Origin of the sequence: Amycolatopsis sp. A1MSW2902 (assembly GCF_017312175.1) — a bacterium.
GTDB lineage: Bacteria > Actinomycetota > Actinomycetes > Mycobacteriales > Pseudonocardiaceae > Amycolatopsis > Amycolatopsis nivea.
The window spans coordinates 1,742,186-1,759,082 of sequence record NZ_QJPO01000001.1 but is presented as its reverse complement, the minus strand read 5'-3'; the positions used below and the strand labels follow the sequence as shown (position 1 = coordinate 1,759,082).

General features: G+C 69.0%; 14 protein-coding genes. 7 read left to right on the top strand and 7 right to left on the bottom strand.

Annotated elements, in window-relative coordinates:
* The first annotated feature begins 439 nt into the window (after positions 1 to 439).
* From DMP23_RS08135 to DMP23_RS08120, 4 genes are all read left to right on the top strand, one after another.
* Complete coding sequence (locus DMP23_RS08135; RefSeq protein WP_337820650.1) at positions 440 to 3,790, top strand: TM0106 family RecB-like putative nuclease; 3,351 nt, start codon at positions 440 to 442, stop codon at positions 3,788 to 3,790.
* Between the two features lie 1,631 nt (positions 3,791 to 5,421).
* On the top strand, positions 5,422 to 6,537 hold the full coding sequence (locus DMP23_RS08130; RefSeq protein WP_337820649.1) for an FAD-dependent oxidoreductase: 1,116 nt from the start codon (positions 5,422 to 5,424) through the stop codon (positions 6,535 to 6,537).
* A gap of 121 nt (positions 6,538 to 6,658) precedes the next feature.
* A complete protein-coding gene (locus DMP23_RS08125) occupies positions 6,659 to 6,901 on the top strand; it encodes a PLDc N-terminal domain-containing protein (RefSeq protein ID WP_037810531.1) in 243 nt (80 codons plus the stop codon).
* 36 nt (positions 6,902 to 6,937) lie between these two features.
* On the top strand, positions 6,938 to 7,735 hold the full coding sequence (locus DMP23_RS08120; protein ID WP_337820648.1) for a nuclear transport factor 2 family protein: 798 nt from the start codon (positions 6,938 to 6,940) through the stop codon (positions 7,733 to 7,735).
* Positions 7,736 to 7,789: 54 nt separating this feature from the next.
* On the opposite strand, the gene DMP23_RS08115 is transcribed toward DMP23_RS08120, so the two are convergent.
* Positions 7,790 to 8,305, bottom strand: a complete 516-nt coding sequence (locus tag DMP23_RS08115) for a lytic polysaccharide monooxygenase auxiliary activity family 9 protein (protein ID WP_134665055.1) — start codon at positions 8,303 to 8,305, stop codon at positions 7,790 to 7,792.
* 236 nt (positions 8,306 to 8,541) lie between these two features.
* On the opposite strand from DMP23_RS08115, the gene DMP23_RS08110 reads away from it, so the two are divergent.
* Positions 8,542 to 9,897 carry an NAD-dependent succinate-semialdehyde dehydrogenase gene (locus tag DMP23_RS08110; RefSeq protein WP_337820647.1) on the top strand — a complete coding sequence of 452 codons (1,356 nt, stop codon included), beginning with the start codon at positions 8,542 to 8,544 and terminating at the stop codon, positions 9,895 to 9,897.
* A 1-nt stretch (position 9,898) separates the two neighbouring features.
* On the opposite strand, the gene DMP23_RS08105 is transcribed toward DMP23_RS08110, so the two are convergent.
* The 3 genes from DMP23_RS08105 to DMP23_RS08095 all read right to left on the bottom strand — a co-directional run bounded on the left by DMP23_RS08105 (position 9,899) and on the right by DMP23_RS08095 (position 11,798).
* Positions 9,899 to 10,492 (bottom strand): TetR/AcrR family transcriptional regulator, encoded by a 594-nt coding sequence (locus DMP23_RS08105; protein WP_337820646.1) that lies wholly within the window; start codon positions 10,490 to 10,492, stop codon positions 9,899 to 9,901.
* 4 nt (positions 10,493 to 10,496) lie between these two features.
* A complete protein-coding gene (locus tag DMP23_RS08100; RefSeq protein WP_337820645.1) occupies positions 10,497 to 11,363 on the bottom strand; it encodes an alpha/beta fold hydrolase in 867 nt (288 codons plus the stop codon).
* A 72-nt stretch (positions 11,364 to 11,435) separates the two neighbouring features.
* Positions 11,436 to 11,798: a winged helix-turn-helix transcriptional regulator gene (locus tag DMP23_RS08095; RefSeq protein WP_337820644.1), complete on the bottom strand. Its 363-nt coding sequence runs from the start codon at positions 11,796 to 11,798 to the stop codon at positions 11,436 to 11,438.
* A gap of 82 nt (positions 11,799 to 11,880) precedes the next feature.
* Here DMP23_RS08095 and DMP23_RS08090 point away from each other — a divergent pair, with 82 nt between their 5' ends.
* Positions 11,881 to 12,720, top strand: a complete 840-nt coding sequence (locus DMP23_RS08090) for an SDR family oxidoreductase (protein ID WP_337820643.1) — start codon at positions 11,881 to 11,883, stop codon at positions 12,718 to 12,720.
* A gap of 3 nt (positions 12,721 to 12,723) precedes the next feature.
* Here DMP23_RS08090 and DMP23_RS08085 read toward each other — a convergent pair whose 3' ends face one another.
* Complete coding sequence (locus DMP23_RS08085; protein WP_337820642.1) at positions 12,724 to 13,122, bottom strand: Fur family transcriptional regulator; 399 nt, start codon at positions 13,120 to 13,122, stop codon at positions 12,724 to 12,726.
* A 118-nt stretch (positions 13,123 to 13,240) separates the two neighbouring features.
* Here DMP23_RS08085 and DMP23_RS08080 point away from each other — a divergent pair, with 118 nt between their 5' ends.
* Positions 13,241 to 13,663, top strand: coding sequence for a Fur family transcriptional regulator (locus tag DMP23_RS08080; protein WP_134665034.1), 423 nt, complete (start codon positions 13,241 to 13,243; stop codon positions 13,661 to 13,663).
* Here DMP23_RS08080 and DMP23_RS08075 read toward each other — a convergent pair.
* Positions 13,660 to 15,261, bottom strand: coding sequence for a DUF885 domain-containing protein (locus DMP23_RS08075; protein WP_337820641.1), 1,602 nt, complete (start codon positions 15,259 to 15,261; stop codon positions 13,660 to 13,662). The two genes, DMP23_RS08080 and DMP23_RS08075, sit on opposite strands and share 4 nt — an antisense overlap.
* Positions 15,262 to 15,382: 121 nt before the next feature.
* A complete protein-coding gene (gene argG / locus DMP23_RS08070) occupies positions 15,383 to 16,831 on the bottom strand; it encodes an argininosuccinate synthase (protein ID WP_134665030.1) in 1,449 nt (482 codons plus the stop codon).
* Between the last annotated feature and the right edge of the window lie 66 nt (positions 16,832 to 16,897).

The window sequence follows — 16,897 nt, the reverse complement described above, 5'->3', positions numbered from 1 at the left end:
GCCGCCCCACTGAGGCTGGCCAGGCGGCGCGTTCCACGGCTTCTACGACCTCGCCCCAGACTCCGCGCTGGCCCACGCGTGTGTCGCGGCTCGTGAGTCCTGGCTCGAGCGGTTGCTCAGCCGCCCAATGCCTCAGCGGGACCGCGCGCCGTCCCACTGAGGCTGGCCAGGCGGCGCGTTCCACGGCTTCGCCCCAGACTCCGCCCTGGCCCACGCGTGCGTCGCAGCGCGTGAGTCGTGGCTCGAGCGACTGCTCAGCCGCCCGATCCCGTAGCGGACCGCCCGCCGCCCCGCTGAGGCTGGCGGGGCAGCACGCACCTCCCATCACCCCCGTTCCCGCCCACTCCAAGATCATCCCATCCACCACCGACAATTCCGGGCGGCGTGTCGGCGCCCGCCTCGCCAGAGCCCTTCCTCGGCCGTGACAGACTGCCGGGCGATGTACACGCCGTCTGATCTCGCTGACCTGCTCGAATGCGAGCACCGGAGCATCCTCAAGCAGGCATTGGCGGCGGGGATACCCGGCGCGCCGCGGCCCACTTCGGCACCCGATCGGCTGGCGGTGAAGCACGGGCGGGCGCACGAGGCGGCCACGCTCGGACGGTTGCGCAGCGAGCGGACGCAGGTCGTCGAGATCGAGGAGCACGATCCGGTCGTCGCGGCGAAGGCCACCGAGGAAGCGTTGCGCGCGGGTGCGCCGGTCGTCTACCAGGCGGTGTTCCACGACGGCGAGTTCTCCGGCCGCGCCGACTTCCTTCTGCGCGACGACCAGGGCCGCTACGAGGTCTACGACACGAAGCTCGCCCGGCACGCCAAGCCGTCGGCGGTTGTGCAGCTCACCGCGTACGCCGACGCACTGCGTCGCGGCGGCTGGCCCGCCGGGCCGGAGATGCACCTGCTGCTGGGCGACGGCAGCACGCGCAGCCTCCGCGTCGACGACTTCCTCCCGCTCGTGGACCGCCTCCGCGACCGGCTGGAGGACCGTCCGCCGCAGCTGCCGGACCGGATCTGGGCAGACGAACGTCCGGCGTGCACCGGATGCGCGTTCGCCGACCACTGCTCGTCCGCGCGCGAGGCCGACCGCGACCTGTCGCTGGTCGCCGGGATGCGCAGCGAGCAGCGGCGCAAGCTGGTGACCGCCGGGCTCGGCACCATCGACGCGCTCGCCGGCGCCGAACCCGCCGACCGTCCGCGCGACATGTCCGAGGGCACGTTCGCCTCGTTGCGCGCGCAGGCCGCGATCCAGGTCCGGCAGGACGAAACCGGGGAGCTGGCCTACGAAATCATCTCTCCGGACGCGCTCGCCGAACTGCCCGAAGCCAGCCCCGGCGACGTCTTCTTCGACATGGAAGGCGACCCGTACGCCCTGGCCGGCACCGGCCTGGAGTACCTCTTCGGCGCGGTCACCCCGGACGAGCGCTTCACCCCGTTCTGGGCACACTCGCGCGCGCAGGAGAAACGAGCGTTCGAGGAGTTCGTCGACTTCGCCACCGCACGGCTCGCGGAACACCCCGACGCGCACGTCTACCACTACGCGCCGTACGAGGTCACGGCGATCAAGCGGCTCGCCGCCGTCCACGGCACGCGGGAGGAAGCCGTGGACGAGCTGCTGCGCAGCGGCGCGATGATCGACCTGTATGCCGTGGTACGCAAGGCTTTGCGGGTAGGACAGCGGTCGTATTCGATCAAGTATTTAGAACCACTGTACATGCCGGAAGCCCGTGCCGGCGAGGTAAAAACGGCGGCGTCGAGCATCGAGGCGTACGAGGATTACCTGACGCTCTCGTCGGCGGGAAACACCGAGCAGGCCGAAGAAGTGCTGCGCGGCATCGCGGACTACAACGAGTACGACTGCGTCTCCACCTTGCGCCTGCACGAATTCCTGCACCGCGTGCGCACCGAAGCCGGAATCGCCCTCGCCGAGCCGGACCCTGAGTCCGAAGTGGACGCTCTGCTCCGCCGCACCGAAGAAGAGGAAGCCGCCCAGCGCCGAGCCGAACGCGCCGCCGCGATGGCCGCGCTGGTCGACCCGCTCCTGGACGGCCTCCCCGACGACCCCGCCGATTTCACCCCCGACGACCACGCCCGCGCGCTGCTGGCCGCCTCCGTCGGCTACCACCGCCGCGAGACGAATCCGGCGTGGTGGGAGTTTTTCCGCCAGCTGGCCGCGCCGATCAGCGATCTCGAAGTAGACACGACCTGCGCGGTCCCGGTGTCGGTGACCGCGGGCGAGTGGGTGCCGCCGTCCGGCCGGTTGCGCACCGCGAAACGCACGCTGGTCGTGAGGTGCGACCCGGACCGTCCGCATCCGTACGCGCCTGGTGACGACGTGCGCTTGCGCTACGGTGCCGACGCGCGCGACGCGAAAGTCGTGTCCGCGACGGCCGTCGAGGTGACGCTGGAAGAGAGCAGCGCTCCGGACCGGACGTCCAACGACCTCCCCGCAGCGGTCCTGCCCGGCAGCCCGGTCCGCCCGTCGCCGAAGGACGAGGCGGTAGCCGATCTCGCGCGGTTGGTAGGGGAAACTCTGCCTGCGCTGCCGTCACACCCCGGCGTCGACCTGCTGCGCCGCATCCCCCGGTTGCGCGGCGGACTGCCCGAACCAGGCGAAGATCTGGTCGCCACGGTGATCACCGCAGTCGACCAGCTCGACGGTTCCGTACTCGCCGTCCAGGGCCCGCCCGGAGCCGGAAAGACTTACCTGGCCGGGAAACTCATCGCGCATCTGGTGCGTTCGGGCCGGACCGTCGGCGTCACGTCGAACAGCCACAAGGCGGTCGAGAACGTGCTCTCGGCGGCCATGGAGAACGCGCCGGAGATGGCCTGCGCCAAGCGCGCGAAGCGGACGCCGGACCCCTCATTGCCTTGGGAACAGCCAAAAAACAACACCGCTCTGGTACGCTGGCGTGAAGAACACGACACCGGCCACCTGGTCGGCGGCACGGCGTGGACCTTCGCCAACGCCGCCGTGCGCGAGGAACCCTTCGACGTTCTCGTCATCGACGAAGCCGGTCAGTTCGCCCTCGCGGACGCACTGGCGGTGTCGATGTGCGCGAAAAACCTGGTACTACTGGGGGATCCACAACAGTTGCCGCAAGTCGTGCAAGGCACGCACCCGGCCGGTGCGGAGGCGTCGGCGCTCGGCCATCTCATTGGCGAGGCGGACATCATCCCGCCGGAACTGGGCTATTTCCTGGACCTGACGCGCCGCATGCATCCCACGGTCTGCGCGCCGGTTTCCAACCTGTCGTACGCGGGTCTGCTGCACTCGCATCCCAGCGCGGAACGTTCGATCGACGGCTTCCCGTCCGGTCTCTATCTGGCATCGGTCGAGCATCGCGGGAACACCACGCGTTCGGTGGAAGAAGCCGAGCAAGTGGTCGCGGTGATCAAGTCCTTGCACGGCCGATCGTGGGAAGGCCGACCGCTCACGGACGCCGATTTCCTTGTCGTAGCCCCGTACAACTTGCAAGCGCGAGTCGTGACGCGCGCACTCTCCGACGCCGGCTTCGACGACGTCCGAGTCGGCACAGTGGACCGGTTCCAAGGTCAAGAAGCACCCGTTGTGGTGACGACAATGACCTCCTCGTCGGCGGTAGACTTGCCGCGAGGCCTTGATTTCTTGTTGTCCCGTAACCGGTTGAACGTCGCTCTCTCCCGCGCGCAGTCCGTCGCTGTCCTGGTGTGCTCTCCGAAGCTGCTCGAAGCCGACATCAGAACGGTAGACCAGATGCGGCTGGTCTCAGGGATGCTCGGATTGCTCCGCGATGCCCGCGAATGGATCGGCTGAGCCGAGCGCTTGGCGACAGGTGAGTTCACCTGTGCTGGGACGCGTCACTGGGTATGGGGCGTCCGTGCCTGTGGTGCGATGCGTTGCTCGGTGAGTGGTGCGTTGCCTGTGCCGGGGCGTCACCCGGTGTGGGTGTGCATGCCTGTGCCGTGATGTGGGCGTGCGCGCCTGTGGGTGGTGTGTCGCTCAGCGAGGGTGCGCTGCGCGCGTGGGGACGCGTTGCTAGGTGAGGGCGTGCATGCCCGTGCCTGGATGCGTTGGTCAGTGTGGAGCGTGCGCCCGACCTCGGATGCTTCCCGGTGTGGAGCGCCCACGAACGGTCCGGGGTGCGTTGCTGGGTGAGTCGTGCGTGACTGCGGCGGCGATGAGCTGCTCGGAGAAGGGGGCCGCCCGCGCGTGGAGGCGTTGCTCAGTGACGGGCGTGCATCCCCCGCACCGTGATGCGGTCACTCAGCGAGGGCGGGTATTGCTGTGCCGTGATGCGTCATTCGGTGCGGGAGCGCGCGATGCATCGCCCAGCAAAGGCAACGTCTGCCCGCGCCGCAAAGCGGTCAGGCGCGGCGTGGGGCACCCGCCCGGCCGATCCGGTCGGGATCCGGCGGCCGGGCGGGTGCATGTCCCCGCTCGCGCGACCGTGGGGGAGGGGGTGGCGCGGCGAGCGAGGTGGTTTGGGCGCCCCGCGCGTCCGGCTTGCGGGAGCCGGAGCGGGGGCGCGGGGTCCCCGTCCGCGCGGGGCACTGGGGAGAGATGCCGCAGCGGACGGGGTGGCTTGGGAAAACGGCGTGTCCGGTTCGGACGGTCTCAACCGGACTGCCCGGCACACCGACGAGCGGCGCAACCCAGCTCGTCCGGACTGCCGACGTGCATCTGCGGCCGAGCTCGGTTCGAACTCTGACCGCATTTGCGGCCGAACCCGATTCCTCCGAACTCTGCGGCGCAACCCGGCTTATCCGGACTCCGACGCGCACCCGCGGTTGAACTCAGCTCAACCGGACTCAGCTGCGCATCCGCAATTGAACTCGGCTCAACCGAACTCATCTGCGAACCCGCAGTCGAACCCGGACTCATCCAGCGGGCAAAGCTTGCTCCCCCACACCCCATACAACCCCTTGCGGGCCAAGAACATTCCCGCGGCCGGGGGTGTGCTCCCGCTCTCCGTCCGGACCGGCTGGGGGTTACCGGCCGGCGGGAGCAGGAGCACCGGATCCCGTTCCGCGTCTGGGGGGAGCAGTCACGCGGAGCGGGTGGTTCTGCGCCGGTACGGGGGCCGCCTCGCGGCGAGTGGCACGACCAGGCTCCGGCCGGACCGGTATTCCTGGAAGGCAGAAGGTGAGGCCCGGGGGCACCTCCGTACCGACACCCTGTACAACGCTCCAACCGCCCGAATGTTCCGGCCCCCTCAGGTGATCTGGATCGCCACCAATCGAGTGACCGCTTGGTAAACCAGGCGCACCTCGATCAGGTTGCGCTGTCTGGCGAATCGTTGTCCATTCGCCGCGAGCCCGGACGCCCGTACCGTCCCAAGCCACCCATCGGGATCGAGGGTTGACCGGCGTCACCCGGTAGCGAACTTGTTCGTAACGAACATGTTCGTTAAGCTGAGAGCCAACCACAGAGAAAAGGAGCAACCCATGACCATCACCATCGTCGGCGCCGGCCTCGGCGGTCTCAGCCTCGCCCGCGTCCTGCACGTCCACGGCATCGAAGCCACCGTCCTCGACCTCGACGCTTCTCCGTCCGCCCGCGCGCAGGGCGGCATGCTCGACATCCACGAAGACTCCGGCCAGGTCGCCCTCCGCGCCGCTGGTCTGCACGACGAATTCCGTACCCTGATCCACTCCGGCGGGCAGGAAGCCCGCGTCTACGACCGCACCGCCGCACTACTCTTCGCCGAAGAGGACGACGGCAGCGGCGAGCGGCCGGAGATCGACCGCGGGGTTCTGCGCGACCTCCTCCTCAACTCGCTGCCCGAGGGCACCGTCCGCTGGGGCATGAAGGTCACCGCCGCGGAACCGTTGTCCGGCGGGCGGCATCGCCTCACTTTCGCCGACGGCACGTCTCTCACTACGGACGTCCTCGTCGGAGCCGACGGCGCCTGGTCGCGGATCCGCCCGCTGGTCTCACCGGAAAAACCGGCGTACACCGGGTTCTCCTTCGTCGAGATCGACCTCCTCGACGCCGACTCCCGGCACCCGGACGCGGCGGCGCTCCTCGGCGGCGGCATGAGTTTCGCGCTCGGCGAGGACAAAGGCTTCCTCGCGCACCGCGAACCGGACGGCAGCCTGCACGTCTACGCCGCCGTGCGCGTCCCGGAAACCTGGACCGCGTCCATCGACTTCACCGATCACGCCGCCGCCAAGGCCGCCGTGCTGAGCCACTTCGACGGCTGGTCCGACCGGCTCCGCGCCCTGGTCGAGGAGGCGGACGGCGAGCTGACCCCCCGGCTGATCCACGCGCTCCCGGTCGAGCATTCGTGGTCGCGCGTGCCCGGCGTCACGCTGCTCGGGGACGCCGCCCACGTGATGTCGCCGTTCGCCGGAGAGGGCGCGAACCTCGCCATGCTGGACGGCGCTGAGCTGGGACTAGCCCTCGCCCGGCACCCGGACGACGTCGAACGCGCGCTCGCCGAGTACGAGGCCGCGTTGTTCCCGCGCAGCGCGAAATCGGCGGCGGAGTCAGCGCAAAGTCTCGACAGCTGTTTCCGCCCGGACGCACCGGCGGCCTTGCTCGAGCTGTTCGGAGCCTGACGTCCATAGTGGACGCGAGTACGACTTAAGCGGTACCCGGATCGAGCCGTCAAGCCGATCCGGGCCGAGCGGTTCCGCTCGCACAATGGGTTTTCGCCCGTCGTGAGAGAGGAATCGCCTGATGACCGCCGTCCTGGCCGACACCGTCCATACCGGCCTGCAGTTCGCCGCCATCGCCGGGATCGCGGTGCTGGTGGCGTTCCCGGTCTTGCTGTTCATCGGCGCGCTGGTGAGCGTGCTCGGCAGTCCGCTCGGTGCCGGGATGAAGTTCGTGTGGGTCGTCTTCGCGTTCTGCGCGCCTTTCCTCGGGCCGATGCTGTGGTTCCTGGTCGGCAAGCGGAGCGCGGAAGCCTCGTTCCGCTGACACAAGATGTCAGTGGGACGCGGTTAGCGTCCGGGCATGTATCAGGAAATGGACGCCGGCGAGTTCGCCAGGCGTTATGTCGCAGTGTGGAACGAGCCCGACCTGGCCGCCCGGCGCGTGGCGATCGCTTCGTTGTGGGCCGAGGACGGGGTGCAGTTCACCGAGTCCGCGGAGTTTCGGGGCCATCAGGAGCTTGAGCGCCGGGTCAGCGAGGCTTTCGAGGAATTCGTTGGCGGGGCGGGATTTGTGTTCCGGCCCGCCGGGGACGCAGTCGGCCATCACGGCATGGTCCGGTTCAGCACCTACATGGTCCCCGCGGCGGGCGGGGAGGTCGCCTGGACCGGCTTGGTCGTGCTCGAACTCGGCGAAGACGGCCGTATCCGGCGCGACTGCCAGTTCGCCGAACCGCCGCGCCCCACGTTCCCGGACGCCCGGGCGGTCGTGGAGGAATTGCTGCGCCGGATCGAGCAGGCCGACCCGGACCGGATCGCGGAGCTTTTCGCGGAACCGGTCGACTGGCGGTTGAGCTGGCCGGAACCAGCGCATCCCGTGGTGCCGTGGATCCATCCCCGTTCCTCGCGCGCGGACATCGCGGACCACTTCCGGACGCTCGGAAGTGCTTGTGTGCCAGAGGAAAGCGACGTCCGGTTCGACCGGATTCTGGTCGACGGCGCGGACGCGGTGTTCTTCGGGGCGAGCGCCCAAACGGTCAGGTTGACCGGCAAACGTTTCACGACCGGTTTGGCGGTGCGCGTGACCGTCAGCGGCGGGCTGATCACGCGGTACCACGTTTACGAAGACAGTCTCGCCGTCGCCGAGGCGTTCGCCGGATGAAGCGCCGGGCAGCCGGAGCGGGGATTCCGTCCGGCTGCCCGGCGTTCCGAGCGGTCAGGAAACGTTCAGGTCGATGCAGGCGTAGAACGCGTTGCCGGTGTCCGCGATGTTCCACACCGCGAGCACCTTCTGCTGTCCGGTGTAGCCGCTCAGGTCGACCTGGTGCGACACGGTTTCCCCCGGTGCGTGGCCGCCGCCGTCGAAGCTCGCGACCATCGTGTCGCCGATGAAGTACTCGTAGTCGAGGGTGGCGTGCCGCGCGGTGAACACCCAGTTGAAGGTCACCTGGGTGCCGACCGGGGTGACCTTCCAGCCCTTGCTGTCGTCGTCGAGGTCGGCGAACCGCTCGTTGCCGCCGCTGCAGCTGTGCAGCCCCTTCGGGCCCTCGACGCTCTGCGGTTCCCATTTGATGTCGCCGCAGGACACTGTTCCGTCGGCGCACTGGGCCTGCCTGCTCGGCGGGGAGTTGACGTAGCCGTGCGCGCTGGCGATGCCGGGGCCGATCAGCATCAGCACCGGGGCGAGGACCGCGCCGCCGAGCGCGGCGAGCATCGTGCGTTTGCGGGGCATGGTGGCTCCTTCGAAGCCGGGCCCGCTCCCGCGCCGGAGGGCGGCCGGACGAGCCACGGCACGACCGACGAGCCCGCGGTGGGGTGGTGCGCGGGCGGAGGGGTGGGGACATTTGTGGTCTAGACCATACTCGGCCGCCAGCGCTCGGTCAAGGATCGGCTACCCTGCGTCATCTATACACGGGATACTGTATGCAATAGAATGTCGGCGAGGATGCCGACCGCAGGGAGACCGCGATGTACACGGTGACCGACCCGGCCACGGGCCAGCTGATCGAGGAAATCGAGAACGCGACCGATGCGGAGGTTCGCGCGGCGATCGAGCGCGTCGACCGCGGATATCGCAGCTGGCGGGCGCGTCCGGTCGCGGAACGAGCAGCGATCGTCGCGCGCGCCGCGGACCTGTTCGAGCAGCGCGCCGACGAGCTGGCCGCGATCATGACCTTGGAGATGGGCAAGCGGATCAACGAGGGGCGCGGCGAGGTCGGGATCGTCGTGGACATCTTCCGCTACTACGCGGAACGAGGCCCGGACCTGATCGCCGACCAGCCGCTCCCGATCCGCGGCGGTTCCGCGGTGATCCGCAAGGAGCCCATCGGTGCGCTGCTGGGCGTGATGCCATGGAATTTCCCGTGCTACCAGGTCGCCCGGTTTGTCGCGCCGAATCTGGTTCTGGGCAATACGATCCTGCTCAAGCACGCGTCGATTTGCCCGCGTTCGGCGCTGGCGATCGAGAAAATCCTGCAGGAGGCGGGCGTACCGGACGATGTGTACGTGAACACCTTCGCGTCCAGCCGCCAGGTCCCGATGATTCTTGCTGACCCACGGATTCAAGGCGTTTCCCTGACCGGCAGCGAACAAGCCGGTATCTCGGTGGCGGCCGAGGCTGGCCGGAATCTGAAGCGATGCGTGCTGGAATTAGGCGGCGCGGACCCGTTGCTGGTGCTCGACACCGCGGATCTGGACGAAACGGTGCGCGCTGTCGCGACCGCGCGGATGCGTAACTGCGGGCAGTCCTGTAATGCGCCGAAGCGGATTATTGTCCAGTCTGACCTTTATGAGGAATTCGTGGACCGGTTCACTAAGCGGGTCGCGGACTATTACGTCCCCGGGGATCCCGCCGACCCGTCCGCGAAGCTGCCTCCACTGGCTTCCGTCGCCGCAGCGGACGAGGTCGCCGCTCAGGTGGCCCGCGCGGTGGAGCAGGGCGCGACCTTGCGGACCGGCGGTCGTCGTGGCGAGGGTGCGTATCTGGAGGCGACCGTCCTGACTGATGTCACGCCGGAAATGGACGCTTACCGGGAAGAGATCTTCGGCCCGGTGGCGATCCTGTTCCGTGCTGAGTCGGATGACCATGCCATCGAGATCGCCAATGACTCGCCATTCGGTTTGGGAGCGGCGGTGTTCGGGACGGATCCGGCTCGATTGCGCCGGGTCGCGGATCGGCTGGAGGCGGGGATGGTGTATTTCAACAAATCCGGCGGGTCGCAGGCGGATTTGCCGTTCGGCGGAATCAAGCGCTCGGGGATGGGGCGGGAGTTGGGGCCGTCGGGGATTGAGGAGTTCATGAACCAGAAGTCGATCCGGCTGTGAGCTAAGAAGTGCGCAACAACCCGCTCAACCACCCGGCGAACACCTGCTGCACATCCCCCCGCACCCGCTCCGGGTCGTCGGCGTGCGCGATCATTCTCGCCGCCTCCATCACCGCCGCCAAGACCAGTTGCGCCAAGGCATCCACCGGCGTATCCACAATCAACCCGGCATCCCGCGCAGCCGTCAGGTGCTCCGCGACCAGCCCCAAGCCGTACTCGGCCTCCAGATCGCGCCAGGCGTCCCACCCCAGCACCGCCGGGGCGTCGGTCAGCGAGATCCGCCGGACATCGGGGCGCAGACAAGCATCAAGGAACACCCCCAGCGCGGCTGAAAGACCCGAAAGCGGATCCGGCGCACCGTCAAGGACGTCCGAGACCTCGACGGTCAGTTCGCGTTCCAGCACTTCGACGACGGCCCGGAACAGGCCCTGTTTGTCGCCGAAGTGGTGGTACAGCGCGCCCCGCGTGACGCCTGCCGTGCGAGTGATTTCTTCGGCTGGCACGTCGTGGTAGCCGCGTGCGCCGAAGAGGTCTCGGGCAGCCTTGATCAGTGCGGCTCGCGTCGCGTCGGAGCGTTCTTGCTGGGTACGTCGCACGCACCTAATCTGCCATGGCGGCGGCGAAGCGCGTGATGTGCCCGGCCAGTGCGTCCGGCTGATCCTCCGAGACGAAGGTGTAGGAGTCCGCGACCTCGACCAGTTCCGCGTCCGGCAGCACCTCCGCCAGGCGGTGCGCGAGGCTGATCGGGAACAGCTTCTCCTCCGGCGGCCAGACCAGCAGTACCGGACGCTTGAACTGGCGCAGTTTCTCCGCCGCGGCGAGGGTGTGCTTCGAGTCGACGGTGCGCAGGAACTTGCGCAAATCCCTTCGCAGGCCAGGGGATTTCCGCAGTTTGCCGAGATACTCTTCGGCGACGTCCGGCGGCAGCGGGCGTTTCGTGACCCAGCCGAACAGCAGCGGCAACCGGTACAGCGGCTTGATCCGCAGCAACTGGCCGAGTACCGCCATCGAACCCGGCACGCGGGCGAGCACCGGCAGCGGCTGGAAGATCGGCGGGAAGAAGTACTCGAAGCTGTCCGACGGCGTCAGCACGACCCGGCCGACCCGTTCCGGATACCGCGCGAGCAGCAGTTGCGTGATGGCGCCGCCGGTGTCGTTGGCGACCAGGATGACGTCTTCCAGGTCCAGTGCCGTGAGGAAGTCTCCCAGGAGGGTGGCGAGCCCGGCGGCGCTGAGGTCGGCGTCCGAGCGCATCGGCACCGGGTGCGCGCCCAGCGGGAGATCCGGGGCCAGGCACCGGAATCCGGCGTCCGCGACGGCCGGGACGACCTTGCGCCACAGCAGGGCGTTGGTGAGTACGCCGTGCACGAAAACGACCGGACGGCCGTGTCCGCGCTCGAAGTACCGGAGTTCGCCTTGGGGGAGGTTGACGTGCCGGGCAGTGCCCAGGTCTTCGTATGCGCTCATGCTGGCGAAGATACATACATGCAGTCTGTATGTAAATTACCTCTGGGGTAATGCGGGGCCTGACCAGGGCGGTTACCGGGCGTCCAGCCGCCGGGTGATCCGGTCGAACAGGTCGTCCAGGGGTTCGCCGAGGTCCTGGCCGAACTCGGTCAAGCCGTAGGTGACCTGAGGCGGGGTGGTCGGCTCGACGCGCCGCCAGACGAGGCCGTCCTCGACCAGTGCGCGCAGGGACTGAGCGAGCATCTTCTCGCTGATGCCCCGGATGCTTTCGCGCAGTTCGAAAAACCGGAGTTCCTTGTCCCGCAACGAGATCAGGATCCAGATGCCCCACCGGCTGGTCACGTGGTCGATCACGGCACGCGCGGGGCAGTCGGTGTGAAACACCTCATAACGCGGCGGCGGGGCGGCCGGGTTGAACTGCGCGCTTCCTGTCACGTATCGAGCTTACCGAAAGGTATGTCCTTACGAAGAGTAAGCGGATCGGCCTAGCGTCGGCGGCCTACGAAGGGAGCTGTTCATGATCGTGGTGACCGGGGCGACCGGAAACATCGGCCGGCCGTTGGTGCGGGCGCTCGCCGACGCGGGCGAGCAGGTGACGGCGGTGTCGCGGCGGGCCGCTGAGGTGCCGGAAGGGGTCCGGCACGTGGTGGCCGATCTGGCGGATCCGGCCAGTCTCGAACCCGCGCTGACCGGGGCGAAAGCGTTGTTCCTCTTGCTGTCCGGCGATCTGCACGCGGTCGGCGCGAACCCCGTCGATCTCGTCGCGAAGGCCGCGGACGCTGGGGTGCGCCGGGTTGTCCTGCTGTCGACCCTGGGCGTGGCGACCAGGCCGTTCGGCACAACGCGGATCGCGATGCGCGAACTCGAGGACGCCGTGCGCGAATCGGGTCTGGACTGGGTGATCCTGCGGCCGGGCGGGTTCGCCTCCAACGCGCTGTGGTGGGCGGAATCCGTTCGCACGCAAGGAATTGTCGCCGCGCCGTTCGGCGACACCGGGGTGCCGATCATCGATCCGGCGGACATCGGCGAGGTCGCCGCGGCTTGCCTGCGCGACGACCGGCACGTCGGCGGTGTGTACGAGCTGACCGGGCCGGAGGTGATCACACCGCGTCAGCAAACGGAGGCGCTGGCCGCTGCGCTGGGCAAGCCGGTGCGGTTCCAGGAGCTGACCCGCGCCGAGGCCAAGGCGGGCATGATGCAGAGCATGCCGGGCGAACTCGCCGACGACACCTTGGACATCCTCAGCTCGCCGACTCCGGCCGAACTGCGCGTGAGCCCGGACGTCGAACAGATTCTCGGCCGCGCGCCGCGGTCCTTCGCCGACTGGGCGGCCCGCAATATCGCCGCGTTCCGCTGAGCCTTACTCGGCCGGATCGCAGCGCGAGCACAGGCCGGACACCGCTTCCTCGGCGGATTCCGCCGGCGCGCCGGGGATCGCCTCCAGCCGGCCGCATTGGCGGCACAGCAGGTGCTGGTGATCGAAGCCGGAAAGCTCGTAGCGTTGCGCGACGCCGACGTGGTCGAAGCGGTGGACGAGACCGGCGGTGACGCCGGTGGTCAGCACGTCGTGGACGCCCCTCGTGGATGCCATCGACAGCCGTTCGCGGACCAGCGGCAGCAGTTCCGCGACGGTGACGTGCGGGTTTTCGGCCAGCACTTCCAGCACGACCTGCCGGGCGGTCGTCACGCGCAGGCCGGCGCGCCGGAGCCGGGTTCCGGCGTCGGCGCTGGACGGAATGGGTGCGGAGGTCGTGAGCACGCCTCCTTTGTAGTCCCTAAAGTTGATCCAGTCAAATGTAAGAACGGGTCAACTCTGGGACTGTGAGCCAGTGCACGCCAGAATTGATTCGGTCAAGTCTGGGGGTACGATCCGGGCCATGGACGAGTTCGGGACGCGGTTGCGCGACAAGGGTCTGCGCAACACGCCGCAGCGGCGTGCGGTGCTGGCCGCGGTCGCGCGGACCCCGCACGTCACGGCCGCGGAAATCGCGACGGTGCTCGACGCCGACGGGGCCGTCGGCGCGTTGTCCAGGCAGGGCCTCTACAACGTGCTCGACGACCTCGTCGGCGCCCGGCTGCTGCGCCCGCTCGAACCGGCGGGCTCGCCCGCGCGGTTCGAACTCGAAACCCACGACAACCACCACCACCTGGTCTGCCGCGGCTGCGGCCGGATCCAGGACGTGCCCTGCGCGATCGGAGCCGCGCCGTGCCTCGAACCCGGTCCGGTGCCCGGTTTCCGGGTGGACCAGGCGGAGGTCACGTGGTGGGGGATGTGCGCGGAGTGCGAGGCCAAGGCTTAACGCAGCGCGTCCTGCAGCGCCGCGAGCCCGACCGGGCCGACGGCCAGCGCGTCCTCGTGCCACTGGCGCAACGTGAACCCGGGTTTGGCGGCGGCTTCGGCCCGCGCCCGCAGCCACGCGCGTTCGCCGATCTTGTACGAGATCGCCTGGCCCGGCCAGCCGAGATAGCGCACGATTTCGGCGTGCACCCGGTGTTCGGCGGCCAATCCGCGCTCGTGCAGGAACCGGCACGCGGTGTCGAAGTCCCAGCGGGAACCGTCCGGCAGCGGCAGATCGAGGTGCGAGCCGAGGTCGATCACGACGCGCGCGGCCCGCAGCGCCGAACCGGCGAGCATGCCGAGCCGGGTGCCGCGTTCGGAGAACCAGCCCAGTTCGTCGGCGAGGCGTTCGGCGTACAGCGCCCAGCCTTCCGCGTGCCCGCTCACTGAATGGACGCGCGCGTAGCGGCTCACCGAGTCCCCGGCCAGGCCCGCGACGCCGATCTGCAGATGGTGCCCGGGAACGCCTTCGTGGAACACCGTCGTCAGCTCGGACCAGGTCGCGAAGCGTTCCCGTCCGCCCAGCGGCCACCACGTGCGGCCGGGGCGGGTGCCGTCCTCGGCAGGTCCGGTGTAGTACGGCGAACCCGACGCGGATCCGTACGCGAGCACGACGTCCAAGGCGCGCAACGGTTCCGGGATGTCGAAGTGCTCGCTAGCCGCTTCCAGTGCCCGGTCGTGCGCCGCGCGCAGCCAGTCCAAATAGGACTGTTCACCGTCCACCGCGCACTCTTTGTCGAGCAGTGCCAACACTTCCGCGACGCTCGCGCCGGGCTGGATTTTCGCCACCTCGGCGGCGATTTCCGTTTCGATGCGCTGAAGTTCCGCCCAGCCCCATTCGTAAGCTTCGGCGAGATCCAGGTCCGCACCAAGGGAAAGCCGGGCCGCGACGGCATAGCGTTCCGCGCCGACGCCGTCGGTTTCGGTGGCGTGCGGGGCGTAATCCTCGCGCAAGAAGCGGGCGAGCGCCGCATAACCGCGGTGGGCGGCGTCGGCACCGGCGCGCAATTCGTCGGCCCGCGGTCCGTCGCCGTACTCGTCGACGAGTGCATTGTGGACACCGGCGTACCGCTCGGCTTGCGCCGCCGTCTCCAGCGCCTGCCTGCGGGCCGCGCGCAGGCCGCGGTCGAGACCGGCCTGCAGCGTCTTCTGCCAGCCGGCGAGCATCGTTTCGACGCCGGTCATCCGGACCGCGACGACGTGCCAGTCTTCTGCGTCGCGGCGCGGCAGCAGCCGGACTGAATCGGCGATCGAATTCAGCGTGCCGAAATGCGCCTGTACCCGGCGAAACGGCTCGTCCAGCTCGTGCCAGGCCAGTTCGGCCTCGAGGCTGTTCCGCAGGTGCGCGGACGCGATCCGGTCCGCGCGGGACTCGGGGGTCAGCGTCGCGAGAGCGGCGAGCGTGCGGCGCGCCAGGTCGGCGCGGGCCGCGAAACCGTCCGGGGTGAGGTCGGTGAGCGCGGTCGCGTCGGTGGTCACGCCGTCCAGGGTCGCGGCGATCGGGTCGAGCGCTGCCTCAGCCGTGACGTGGTCGGCGGAGAGCTGAAAAATCGGGGTCACGCCGCCACGGTAGCCGGGAGCCGCCGCCCGAATATAGAGACGTTCGCGGGGTGCGGACGCTGGTATAGAGAGAGAATGCCCGCGCCGGTACGCCGACGCGGGCATCCGCGGGAGAAAAGCCTCAGTCCGTGCCGGACTCCATCGCGGCGCGGTCGAGCAGTTCGACGTCGTCGGCCCGGCCGCGGGACGCGATCGTCTCGGCCCCGCCCTCGGGCATCGCGCCGATCAGGCCGGTCGAAGCCGCCTGCGCGGCGCCGATCAGCTTCGGGTGCGAGGTGCCGCCGACCATGCCGAGGCTCGCGTACTGCTCCAGCTTGGCGCGCGAGTCGGCGATGTCGAGGTTCCGCATGGTCAGCTGGCCGATCCGGTCGACCGGGCCGAACGCGGAGTCCTCGGTGCGCTCCATCGACAGCTTGTCCGGGTGGTAGCTGAACGCCGGGCCGGACGTGTCGAGGATCGAGTAGTCCTCGCCGCGCCGCAGCCGCAGCGTGACCTCGCCGGTGATCGCGGTGCCGACCCAGCGCTGCAGCGATTCGCGCAGCATCATCGCCTGCGGGTCCAGCCAGCGGCCCTCGTACATCAGCCTGCCCAGGCGGCGGCCCTCGTTGTGGTAGCTGGCGATGGTGTCCTCGTTGTGGACCGCGTTGACCAGCCGCTCGTACGCCGCGTGCAGCAGCGCCATGCCCGGGGCCTCGTAGATGCCGCGGCTCTTGGCCTCGATGATCCGGTTCTCGATCTGGTCGGACATGCCGAGCCCGTGCCGCCCGCCGATCGCGTTGGCCTCAAGGACCAGCTCGACCGAGGTGCCGAACTCCTTGCCGTTGATGGTCACCGGACGGCCCTGTTCGAAGCCGATCGTGACGTCCTCGGTCGCGATCTCGACTTCCGGGTCCCAGAACCGCACGCCCATGATCGGCTCGACGATCTCGATGCCGGTGTCGAGGTGCTCGAGCGACTTCGCCTCGTGCGTGGCGCCCCAGATGTTGGCGTCGGTGGAGTAGGCCTTCTCGGTGCTGTCGCGGTAGGGCAGGTTGTGCGCCTGCAGCCACTCCGACATCTCCTTGCGGCCGCCGAGCTCGCCGACGAACGCGGCGTCGAGCCACGGCTTGTAGATCCGCAGGCCCGGGTTGGCCAGCAGGCCGTAGCGGTAGAACCGCTCGATGTCGTTGCCCTTGTAGGTGGAGCCGTCGCCCCAGATCTGGACGTTGTCCTCGAGCATCGCGCGGACCAGCAGGGTGCCGGTGACCGCGCGGCCGAGCGGGGTGGTGTTGAAGTAGGCCCGGCCGCCGGTGCGGATGTGGAAGGCGCCGCAGGTCAGCGCGGCGAGCCCCTCTTCGACGAGGGCTTCCTTGCAGTCGACCAGCCGCGCGAGTTCCGCCCCGTAGGCGTGCGCACGGCCGGGGACGGACGCGATGTCGGGTTCGTCGTACTGGCCGATGTCGGCGGTGTAGGTGCACGGAACCGCACCCTTGTCGCGCATCCACGCCACCGCCACGGACGTGTCGAGGCCGCCGGAGAACGCGATGCCGACCCGCTCGCCGACGGGAAGGGAAGTGAGCACCTTGGACATAGGAATGATTATGCACGACGATGTATGAACGTGCATCCCCGGGTGGTGTGAACTCGCTCTCCCGGG